This is a genomic window from Mesorhizobium sp. M4B.F.Ca.ET.089.01.1.1, from assembly GCF_004022605.1.
Lineage (GTDB): Bacteria > Pseudomonadota > Alphaproteobacteria > Rhizobiales > Rhizobiaceae > Mesorhizobium > Mesorhizobium abyssinicae.
Genome location: NZ_RZOS01000192.1, coordinates 1 through 10,327, shown reverse-complemented (window position 1 = coordinate 10,327; position 10,327 = coordinate 1). Strand labels below are relative to the sequence as shown.

Annotated in this window: 9 protein-coding genes and 1 pseudogene; 7 read left to right on the top strand and 3 right to left on the bottom strand. The window is 65.2% G+C overall.

Annotated elements, in window-relative coordinates; genetic code table 11:
- The 3 genes and pseudogenes from EN780_RS18600 to gcvA form a co-directional block, all read right to left on the bottom strand.
- Positions 1–931, bottom strand: a pseudogene (locus EN780_RS18600) (hypothetical protein); the annotation flags it as partial.
- Between the two features lie 398 nt (positions 932–1,329).
- A complete protein-coding gene (gene pncB, locus EN780_RS18595; RefSeq protein WP_128274948.1) occupies positions 1,330–2,634 on the bottom strand; it encodes a nicotinate phosphoribosyltransferase in 1,305 nt (434 codons plus the stop codon).
- Between the two features lie 160 nt (positions 2,635–2,794).
- Positions 2,795–3,769 carry a transcriptional regulator GcvA gene (gene gcvA / locus EN780_RS18590; RefSeq protein WP_127309076.1) on the bottom strand — a complete coding sequence of 325 codons (975 nt, stop codon included), beginning with the start codon at positions 3,767–3,769 and terminating at the stop codon, positions 2,795–2,797.
- Between the two features lie 205 nt (positions 3,770–3,974).
- Here gcvA and speB point away from each other — a divergent pair, with 205 nt between their 5' ends.
- From speB to EN780_RS18555, 7 genes are all read left to right on the top strand, one after another.
- Complete coding sequence (speB, locus tag EN780_RS18585; protein WP_127309075.1) at positions 3,975–5,030, top strand: agmatinase; 1,056 nt, start codon at positions 3,975–3,977, stop codon at positions 5,028–5,030.
- Positions 5,031–5,109: 79 nt separating this feature from the next.
- Positions 5,110–5,913 carry a transporter substrate-binding domain-containing protein gene (locus EN780_RS18580; RefSeq protein WP_127285605.1) on the top strand — a complete coding sequence of 268 codons (804 nt, stop codon included), beginning with the start codon at positions 5,110–5,112 and terminating at the stop codon, positions 5,911–5,913.
- Positions 5,914–5,938: 25 nt separating this feature from the next.
- The gene (locus EN780_RS18575) at positions 5,939–6,607 is read left to right on the top strand and encodes an amino acid ABC transporter permease (RefSeq protein WP_127285606.1); all 669 of its coding nucleotides are present in this window, start codon (positions 5,939–5,941) and stop codon (positions 6,605–6,607) included.
- A complete protein-coding gene (locus tag EN780_RS18570) occupies positions 6,604–7,251 on the top strand; it encodes an amino acid ABC transporter permease (RefSeq protein ID WP_127309073.1) in 648 nt (215 codons plus the stop codon). Before EN780_RS18575 ends, EN780_RS18570 begins: the two co-directional genes overlap by 4 nt.
- A 71-nt stretch (positions 7,252–7,322) precedes the next feature.
- Positions 7,323–8,411, top strand: coding sequence for an extracellular solute-binding protein (locus EN780_RS18565; RefSeq protein WP_127285607.1), 1,089 nt, complete (start codon positions 7,323–7,325; stop codon positions 8,409–8,411).
- Between the two features lie 74 nt (positions 8,412–8,485).
- On the top strand, positions 8,486–9,523 hold the full coding sequence (locus EN780_RS18560) for an ABC transporter ATP-binding protein (RefSeq protein ID WP_128274947.1): 1,038 nt from the start codon (positions 8,486–8,488) through the stop codon (positions 9,521–9,523).
- Positions 9,520–10,327 (top strand): ABC transporter permease (locus tag EN780_RS18555; protein WP_133372642.1); only part of this gene is annotated, 808 nt, incomplete at its 3' end. The genes EN780_RS18560 and EN780_RS18555, both read left to right, overlap by 4 nt.

Here is a 10,327-nt window from a genome sequence, read left to right as displayed (position 1 = left end):
TCAGCGCGGTGCGCCCGGGAAACTCCAGCGGATTGACGCCGAACAAGCCGAGCCAGAAGAAGGTCTTCGACAGGCCGTCGAAGGAGACCGAGGACAGCGCAAGCAGCAGGAAGGCGATGCCGGCTGTCGGCAACGGCTCGGCGGAGAGCAGTTTGGCGCCCGGCCAGCAGAGACTGAGGAGGCACTTCGCATCGCGCTCAACAACAGCAAAGCGCGCGACCATGGCGAAGAACACGCTCAGGAACTCGCCGCGCCGGCTCCATTCGCGATGGCCGAAGACGAGCATCAGGATGAAGTTCTGCAGCCAGTAGAGGCCGGCGGCGTATGCCAACCGGGCCGGGTCGTCGGGCGCCGGGTCGATCAACTCGAACCAGGCGAAGGCGAAGAACAGCCCGACGGCCGGCCAGCAGGCTAGCCATGCGGGCAAGCGTCCGTCCTGTTCACCGCCGCGTCCGATCAGGCGGCTGACGACCCGCCACGGTCCGTACCAGGGGTTCAGCCACGACCAGAGATCACCGAGCGCGCCCTGCAACAAAGCCAAGCCCACCCAGAGCAGCGTCCATATGACGAGCGGCAGCGGGTTGGACAGTGGATCGCGGCTGCCGAACAGGCCGGCGGCAAGGAGGATTGCGAAGCCGGCAAAAGATATCGCGCTGACGATCGTGCGAGAGGCGTCACCGAGGGCAAAGAGCGGCAGGCGCCGGCGCCAGAAGCGATCGAGCGCTTCCGGCGGTAGCAGGGCCAGGACGAGGAAGCTGACGGCGACGGCGAGCGCGCCGCCGGCGACGTAATAGCCGGTGGGAAGGAGGAGGACATGGCCGCGATCTGAGGCGTGGGCGAAGGCGGAAGTGGGGAGGGATGCGAAGGCTGCTGCGAGAGCCAATCGCGAAGGTTCGCGCCCTACGGCGTCCCCCTCAGTCCTGCCGGACATCTCCCCCACTTGGGGGGAGATCGCACTATCTTCAGAGGCAAGCGTCTGCAATTGAGAAGTGGCGCCTGCTCGGATGGCTTGGCACCCTTCCTCTCCCCCGTCGATCGGGGGAGAGGTGTCGAGCGTAGCTCGACGGAGTGGGGGTCGACCCTGGCGCGGGTCAGGACGACGCGTGCAAGCGATCCTCTTTCCTATGCCCGTTGCGGCGGTTGCCAGGTGGTTCCCCCACTCCGTCGCCACTTCGCGGCGCCACCTCTCCCCCCTCCGGAGGGAGAGGAAAGCAGCCTCAGTGGGGGAGATGTCCGGCACGACAGAGGGGGGCGCGAAGAAACTCGGCATATCGAGCCTTGCAATCTCGCTTGACGATGCGGGATCAGCACAGGCCACAGGCGCAGCCTTTAAACCTTGACCAGCTGCCTCACCCGGTCCTTCTCGCCGAATATCCTCAGGTAGCGCTTGATCTCCTTCAAGTCCCCGGTCGCCTTGGCCGGATTGTCGGAGAGCTTGACCGCAGGCCTTCCATTGGCCTCGGTGACCTTGCAGACCAGCGAGATGGCATCCAGGCTGTTGGTTTCGGTCGGCGCGCAGCCCTCGAAATCGTTGGTGAGGTTGGTGCCCCAGCCGAAAGACATGCGCACCTTGCCGCGGAAGTGGCGGTAGGTCTCCTCGATCGTCTCGACCTCGAGCCCGTCGGAGAAGATCAGCAGCTTCTGCCTGGGGTCCTTGCCCCTCTCGCGCCACCACTCGATGATCTTCTCGCCACCCTCGATCGGCGGCGCGCTGTCGGGGCGGAAGCCGGTCCAGTCGGCGACCCAGTCCGGCGCGTCACGCAGGAAGGATGCGGTGCCGAACGCGTCCGGCAGCACGATCAGCAAATTGCCGCCATAGTAGCGCTGCCAGTCCTGCAGCACCTTGTAGGGCGACTGCTTGAGCTCCTCTTCCGAATTGGCGAGGGCGGCAAACACCATCGGCAGCTCATGTGCGTTGGTGCCGAGCGCCTCGAGGTCGTTGTCCATGGCAAGCAGGACGTTGGAGGTGCCGGTGAAGGCCTGGCCGATGCCTTCCTTCAAGGCTTCCACACACCAGCGTTGCCACAGGAAGGAGTGGCGGCGGCGGGTGCCGAAATCGGAGATGCGGATGCCCGGCAGCGCCTTCAGCCGCTCGGTCTTTGCCCACATCTTGGCCTTGGCGCGGGCATAGAGCACGTCGAGCGCGAACGGGCCGAAGGCGCGCATGGCCGCGCGCGATCGCAGTTCATTGATGATGGCCAGCGCCGGGATCTCCCACAGGGTCGTGTACATCCAGGGACCGCTGAAGGAGAGCTCGTACTGGCCGTCGCGCTTGGACAGCTCGTATTCGGGCAACTGGAAATCCTCCAGCCAGGCAAGGAATTCCGGCTCGAAGATCTGCTTGCGGCCATAGAAGGTGTTGCCGCCGAGCCAGATCATCTCCTTCTTGGAGAAGCGCAAGGTGCGGGCGTGGTCGAGCTGGTCCCGCAGTTCCTGCTCGTCGATCTCGTCGGCGAGGCGCACCGAGGTTGTGCGGTTGATCAGCGAGAAAGTGGTTTCGACCTTGGGATACATGCCCCAGATCATCTGCAGCATCAGAAGCTTGTAGAAATCGGTGTCGAGCAGGCTGCGGACGATCGGGTCCAGCTTCCAGGTGTGGTTGTAGACGCGCCGCGCAATATCGGTCTTTGCCATCTCGTCCTGTCGCCTTCGCTGCTCACTCTAGCGCTTGCTTGCGCAATTCCGGCCGCTTTTCCTGGAACTGCTTCACCCCAGCCTCTTAGCATTGAATTTTCGGCAACGCCTCCCGCTTTGCGGGCTGGCCCGACAAAAAGAAGTCGCCCCGGTCCAGCCGTCAGGACGCCGTCCTGGCGCCGATCACCCTCAGCGCCGGGCGCTTCCGACGGCTGCCGATGCGCCCCGCGACCGGCGCGTCGGCGCGGCCGTCGGCCTGTTCCTTCTCGGCGAACAGCCAGTCGATGAAGAGCTGGACGATCGGCGTCGACCTCATCTCGTTGCGGCAGACGACGTAGAAGTCGTCGACCGCCGGCACCGACAGGCTGAACGGCGCGACCAGCAGGCCCCTGGCCAGCAGCGTGCTCGCGGTGACGGAATCGCCGAGCGCGACGCCATGGCCATGCACGGCGGCCTCGGTCGCGGTGCGCGCGTCGCCCAAATGATGGCGGCGGCCGCGCTCCAGGTCCAGCGCGTCGGCGGCGGCCAGCCAGGTGTGCCATTCGCGGCCGTCGTCGCCATGCAGGATGACATGGTCGGCGAGATCGCGAACGGTGCGGATCGGGCGGTTGTTGATCAGCGTCGGACTGACCACGGGGAACAGTTCGAGGCCGGACCATTTGCGCATCCAGCAATCGCTCCAGCTGCCATCGCCATAGTGCACGCAGACATCGATATGCGGGGCGCGGATGTCCCTGGCGTCGTTGGAGGGAAGCAAGGTGAGCTGGATGTCGGGATATTGCGCGGTGAACGAGCCCAATCGCGGCGTCATCCACAAGAGCAGCAGCGCCGGCACGCAGGATATTGAGAGCTTGCCGGCGCTGGCCGGCCGCGTCATGCGCTGCGTGGCGGCGGCGATGCCGTCGAAGGCGCTCGACACCGCCGGCAGAAGCTCGGCGCCGTGCGGCGTCAGCTTCACCCGCTGGCCGGCGCGCTCGAGCAGCTTGACGCCGAGCGACTGCTCGAGCGCCTTGATCTGGTGGCTGACGGCGCCGTGCGTGACATTCAGCTCCGCCGCAGCCTTGGTCAGCGAGGCATGGCGGGCCGTGGCCTCGAAGGCGCGCAGCGGATTCAGCGGGGGCAGACGCTTGGCCATGGTGCACTCAAGTAGTGTGAGATTTTCTCACAACAAACACCCTAACAATATCAATTGATTTTTCAATGGAGCTGCCGGAAACTTTGTCCCGGAACATCATCAAGACGTGAAATCTGCAGGCAGCCAGGGCGGGACCGCGGTCCGGCCGGATGGCGGTCAGCATCATAGGTGTTGCTTCACTACCAGCCAGACGGAGGAGACCGACATGGGTTACGATCGCGGCAAACTTGAAGCGTTGCGTCGCAAGTATGGCGAGGGCCATGGCGGCGAGATGTTCGACCCGAAGTTCCGCAAGGTCGCCGATAAGATCTTCTCCAAGTCGGGCACCAGGCTGGCGCCCTATTCCGGCATCCCGACCTTCCTCACCGCGCCCTACCGCGAGGTGGCCGCCGACAAGCCGGATTTCGGGGATCTGCAGGTGGCGATGATCGGCGTGCCGATGGATCTCGGCGTCACCAACCGGCCGGGCTCGCGCTTCGGACCGCGCGCGCTGCGCGCCATCGAGCGCATCGGCCCCTACAACCATGTGCTGGAGTGCGCGCCGACGCATGAGCTTCGCGTCGCCGACATCGGCGACGTGCCGTTCCAGAGCCGCTACCGGCTGGAGACCAGCCATGAGGACATCGAGCGCCGAGCCAACCAGATCGTCGACGCCGGCGTCATCCCGCTCTCGGTCGGTGGCGACCACTCGATCAGCCATCCGATCCTGAAGGCGGTCGGCAAGAAGGCACCGGTCGGCATGATCCATATCGATGCCCATTGCGACACCAGCGGCCTGTTCGACCTGACCAAGTTCCACCATGGCGGGCCGTTCCGCAACGCGGTGCTGGACGGCGTGCTCGATCCCTCGCGCACCATCCAGATCGGCATCCGCGGCTCGGCCGAGTATCTGTGGGAGTTCTCCTACGAGTCCGGCATGACGGTCGTGCACGCCGAGGAAGTGACCGGGTTGGGCATGCCGGCCATCATCGAGAAGGCGCGCAAGATCGTCGGCGACGGGCCGACCTACATTTCCTTCGACGTCGACAGCGTCGATCCGGCCTTCGCGCCGGGCACCGGCACGCCGGAAGTCGGCGGGCTGACGACGCGCGAGGTGCTCGAACTGCTGCGCGGCCTCAAGGGCCTCAACATCGTCGGCGGCGACGTCGTCGAGGTGGCGCCGCAATACGACGCGACCACCAACACCGCCCATGTCGGCGCCCAGGTCCTGTTCGAGATCCTGAGCCTGATGGTGTTCAGCCCGGCCATCAAGAAAGGCTGAGGCTGCGCCAGACCAATACGGCCGCCGCGCTGGAGCCGGCGGCCGGTTTCAACAACAAGCTTCCAGAAGGGGAACTAAAATGACACTTCGCACCACGCTGAAATCCGCCATCACGGCAATGCTGATGCTCGGCGCCGCCGGCCTCGCCTCGCAGGCGGCCAGGGCCGACGCCATCGACGACATCACCAAGGCCGGCACCATCAATGTCGGCATCTTCTCCGACTTCCCGCCCTTCTCCTCGGCCAGCGCCGACATGAGCATCAAGGGCTATGACATCGACGTGGCGCAGGCCATCGCCGACTCCCTGAAGGTAAAGCTGAACCTCGTCAGCGTCACCGGCCAGAACCGCATTCCCTATCTCACCGACAAGCGCGTCGACTTCCTGATGAGCGTCGGCTACTCGAAGGAGCGCGCCGAGGTGATCGACTTCGCCGCCGCCTACGCTCCCTACTACATCGCCGTCATCGGTCCGGCCGCGCTTGCCGTCAAAGGCAAGGAGGACCTTGCCGACAAGTCGATCGCCGTCAATCGCGGCACGCTGGAGGACACCTCGCTGACCGAAGCGGCACCGGCCTCGGCGGACATCCGCCGCTTCGACAACTACAACTCCGTCATCCAGGCCTTCATCTCCGGCCAGACCCAGCTGATGGTGGTCGGCAACGATGTCGGCGCCCAGGTTCTGGCCAAGCAGGATGCGCTGCAGCCGGAGCAGAAGTTCCAGCTGCTCACCTCGCCCTCGCATATCGGCCTCAACAAGAACGAGGACCGGCTGAAGCAGGCGATCAACGACGCCGTCGCCAAGATGCTGGCCGACGGCAAGCTGGACGAGAGTTCGAAGGCCTGGCTGAAGACGCCGCTCAACCCCGACAACCTCAAGGACTGATCCTGGGACAGCAGGGGGCATTGCCATGGGCTACAGCCTCGACTTCGGTTGGCTTGCGGGTGCGGTAGGCGCGATCGCGCGCGGCGCGGCGACGACGATCCTTTTGATCGCCGTCACCACGCTGGCGGGAACATTCCTCAGCATCCTCGGCGCCGCCGGCAAAAGAAACGGCCCGAAGCCGCTCCGGCTGGCGATCGCGGCCTATGTCGAGGTGATGCGCAACACGCCGTTCCTGGTGCAGCTGTTCTTCATCTTCTTCGGCCTGCCCAGCCTCGGCATAAGGCTCGATCCGATCCTGGCCGCCATGCTGGCGATGACGCTCAACATGGCGGCCTACACGATCGAGATCGTCGGCGCCGGGCTGGACGCGGTGCCGCGCGGGCAGACGGAAGCCGCACTGGCGCTTGGGCTCAGGCCTCGCCTGGTGTTCGTCAAGATCGTGCTGCCGCAGGCGCTGAAGGTGATCTATCCGGCGCTGACCAGCCAGATCGTCATCATGATGCTGGAATCGGCCGTGGTGTCGCAAATCGCGGTGCGGGAACTGACCTACGAGGCCGATATGCTGCAGGCACGCACCTTCCGCGCCTTCGAGACCTATTTCGTGGTGACGCTGGTCTATCTCGGCCTGTCGATGGGGCTGCGCCGGCTGCTGGTCGGCGGCGGGCGCCGTGTTCTGGGAGCCGGCGTGTCATGATCGAGTTCACCTTCTGGGACATATTGCGCAACCTGCTGCTCGCCGCGCGCTGGACGGTGCTGTTGTCGCTCGCCGCCTTCGTCGGCGGCGCGCTGGTCGGCCTGGCCGTGCTGTTCTTGCGCATCGCCAAGACCAAATGGACCCGGCGGATTGCCTCCGGCTACATCGCGCTATTCCAGGGAACGCCGCTCTTGATGCAACTCTTCCTGATGTTCTTCGGCCTGCCGATGCTCGGGCTGCGCATCGAGCCATGGACGGCGGCGGCGATCGGCCTCACCTTCTTCGCCAGCGCCTATCTGGCCGAGATCTGGCGCAGCGGCGTCGATGCGCTGCCGCGCGGCCAGTGGGATGCCGGCGCCAGCCTCGGGCTGCACTACCTGCAGGAGCTCAGGCTGATCATCCTGCCGCAGGCGTTCTCGATCACCCGCGCGCCGACCGTCGGGTTCCTGGTGCAGCTCATCAAGTCGACGGCGCTGACCTCGATCATCGGCTTCGAGGAACTGGTCAGGACCTCAAACGCCATCAACAACGCGACCTTCGAACCGTTCACCGTCTACGGACTGGTGGCGCTGATCTTCTTCGTCATGTGCTTTCCACTGACGCAATACGCCCGCGCGCTCGAGCAACGAGCGGCGGCACACTGATCCGCCTGACGGCGGAGAAACGCAACCAAGGGAACCCGCCGGACAACCGGCACAAACAGAGGAGAATTGAGATGAACAGACTGATCGCAACACCCATCACCCGGCGCGGCGTGCTTGGCGCCGGCCTGGCCGCCGCCGGCGTGCTCGCCATGCCCGCGGTGCTGCGGGCGCAGGACAAGTCGCTGAAGGTCGGCGTCTATGGCGGCTATTTCAAGAAATCGTTCGACGAGCATGTCTTTCCGGAATTCACCAAGGCAACCGGCATCGCGGTGGAATCGGTCGCCGAGCCGACCGGCGAGGCCTGGCTGGTGCAGCTCGAGCAGGCGGCCAAGGCCGGACAGGCGCCGGCCGACCTTTCGATGATGTCGCAGACCTCGACGCTGAAGGGCCAGTCGACCGAACTGTGGACGCCGCTCGACACCTCGAAGTTCAAGCACTATGGCGACCTCCTGCCCCGCTTCATCAACAAATATCCGGACGGCCGCGTCGCCGGCATCGGCGCGGTGGCCTGGTGGATCACGCTGGTCACCAACACCGACGTCTACAAGGACGCGCCGACCTCGTGGGCAGCACTCTGGGACAAGGCCAACGAGGACAAGCTCGGCCTGCTGGCGCTCGCCTCCAACTCGTTCCTGCTCGAAGTAACGGCCAAGACCTTCATGGGTGGCACCAACGCGCTCGACACCGAAGACGGGCTGAACAAGGCGTTCGAGAAGCTCGCCGAGCTCAAGCCGAATGTCCGGCTGTGGTATCGCGACGAGGCGCAGTTCGAGCAGGCGCTGAAGTCGGGCGAGATCCCGATGGGCCAGTACTACCACGACGTCACCGGGCTTGCAGCCGCCGACGGCTTCCATGTCCGGTCGACCTTCCCGAAGGAAGGCGGCATCCAGGATTCCGGCAACTGGGTGCTGTCGCGCGCCTCGACCAAGGTCGAGGAAGCGCACGCCTTCATCGACTTCATGAGCCAGCCTTCGATGCAGGGCGTGATGTCGCGCAAGGTCGGCACCACGCCGACCTTGAAGAAGGAGGTGCTCGACCTCAAGCCGGAGGAGTTCGCCGCCGTGTCGTCGGACATCGAGCCGATCATCCCGCGCTACGATCTCTATACGTCCAAGGCCGACTGGATCAACCAGAAGTGGACCGAGCTGATCGTCGGCTAAGCACCAGCTGAAACCGGCCGCCGGGCATCTGCCCGGCGGCCCTTGCGGTGCAACGTCCTGAGAGAGGGGTGAGCATGTCCGGATTGAACATAAACGCCATCACCAAGAAATTCGGCGTCTTCGCCGCCGTCGACAATGTCCAGCTCAACGTGCCGCACGGCACGTTCGTCTGCCTGCTCGGCCCGTCGGGCTGCGGCAAGACCACGCTGCTGCGCATGATCGCCGGGCTGGAGGAACCGACCAGCGGCGCCATCGTGCTCGATGGCGAGGACATCACGCCGCTGCCGACGCACAAGCGCAATCTCGGCATGGTGTTCCAGTCGCTGGCGCTGTTTCCGCATCTTTCGGTCGGCGACAACATCTCCTATGCGCTGCGCATCCGCGGCGCCTCCAGGGAAGAGCAGAAGAAGCGGGTCGACGAACTGCTGACGCTGATCCACCTGCCGGGCTTTGCCGACCGTCCGGTGGCGAAGCTGTCGGGCGGCCAGCGCCAGCGCGTGGCGATCGCCCGCGCGCTCGCTTTGTCGCCGAAACTGTTCCTGCTCGACGAGCCGCTTTCGGCGCTCGACGCCAAACTGCGCGAGGCGATGCAAGTGGAACTGCGCCAGCTGCAGCAGAGCCTCGGCATCACCACCATCGTCGTCACCCACGACCAGCGCGAGGCGATGACCATGGCCGACCTCGTCGTCGTCATGGGCCACGGCAAGATATTGCAGGCGGCGCCGCCGATCGAAATCTACCGCAAGCCGGCCGACGCCTTCGTCGCCGACTTCATCGGCATCACCAATCTGTTGCCGGCGGAAGTCGACAGTGCCGGGCGCACGACGATCCTCGGCACCGCCATTCCGGGCCTCGCCATGCCGGCCGGCATGACCAAGGCTTCGGTGTCGATCCGTCCCGAGGATGTGCATATCGGCGAGCCTGCCGGGGGCGCCATCACCGGCCAGGTCAGCTTCGTGCGCGATCTCGGCGGCACGATCGAGACCTTCATCGAGGTGGGCAACACCAGCATCGTCGCGGTGACGACCCCGCGCGAAAGGCACGACGTGCCGGTCGGCGCCAAGGTCGGCGTCGTGCTGCCGCCGGAAAGCTGCGTGGTGCTCGGCTCATGAGACGCGAAGCCCCCAGGTCGCTAGCCGACTACACGCCGCTGTTCTTTCCCGGCCTGATGCTGATCGTCTTCTTCGTCATTCCGTTCTCGACGATGATCGCGGTCAGCTTCTTCAAGCGCAATCCGTCCGGCTTCTACACGCCGGATTTCGTCATCGACAATTACGCCCGCTTCCTGTCGACCTTCTTCGGCGGCGTGCTCGGCTTCTCGCTGATGCTGGCGGTGCTGGTCGCCGTCTGCTGCGTGGCGATCGGCTTTCCCTTCACCTACCTTTTGACCCGGCGGCCGCGCCGCGTGCAGACGCTGTGGCTGGTCGGCCTCTTGTCGGTGCTGTCGCTGTCGGAGGTCATCATCGGCTTTGCCTGGTCGACGCTGTTCTCGCGCACTGCCGGCATCACCAACCTTCTGGTGGCGATCGGGCTGATGGACAAGCCGGTGGCGCTGCTGCCGACCTTCGGTGCGGTGCTGACCGGCATGGTCTATCAGGCGCTGCCCTACACGATCCTGGTGCTTTACCCGGCGCTTGTCCGTCTCGACCCGACCTTGCTGGAGGCGGCGCGCACGCTCGGCGCCTCGCCGGTCAGGGCCTTCTTCAACGTCGTCGCGCCGGCGCTCAGGAACACCATCGTGGCGACGCTGATCATGGTCTTCGTCTTCGCGCTCGGCTCCTATCTTTTGCCGCAGATCCTCGGGCGGCCGCAGCATTGGACGCTCTCGGTGCTGATCACCGACCAGGCGATCTACCAGTCCAACATGCCTTTCGCGGCGGCGATGGCGGTGTTCCTGGTGCTGATCTCGCTGGCAC

Excerpts from the sequence above, each read along its gene's own strand:
- gcvA (WP_127309076.1), bottom strand. The coding sequence starts at position 3,769 with ATGGCCAAGCGTCTGCCCCCGCTGAATCCGCTGCGCGCCTTCGAGGCC.
- pncB (WP_128274948.1), bottom strand. The coding sequence starts at position 2,634 with ATGGCAAAGACCGATATTGCGCGGCGCGTCTACAACCACACCTGGAAG.
- speB (WP_127309075.1), top strand. The coding sequence starts at position 3,975 with ATGGGTTACGATCGCGGCAAACTTGAAGCGTTGCGTCGCAAGTATGGC.
- EN780_RS18575 (WP_127285606.1), top strand. The coding sequence starts at position 5,939 with ATGGGCTACAGCCTCGACTTCGGTTGGCTTGCGGGTGCGGTAGGCGCG.
- EN780_RS18570 (WP_127309073.1), top strand. The coding sequence starts at position 6,604 with ATGATCGAGTTCACCTTCTGGGACATATTGCGCAACCTGCTGCTCGCC.
- EN780_RS18565 (WP_127285607.1), top strand. The coding sequence starts at position 7,323 with ATGAACAGACTGATCGCAACACCCATCACCCGGCGCGGCGTGCTTGGC.
- EN780_RS18560 (WP_128274947.1), top strand. The coding sequence starts at position 8,486 with ATGTCCGGATTGAACATAAACGCCATCACCAAGAAATTCGGCGTCTTC.
- EN780_RS18580 (WP_127285605.1), top strand. The coding sequence starts at position 5,110 with ATGACACTTCGCACCACGCTGAAATCCGCCATCACGGCAATGCTGATG.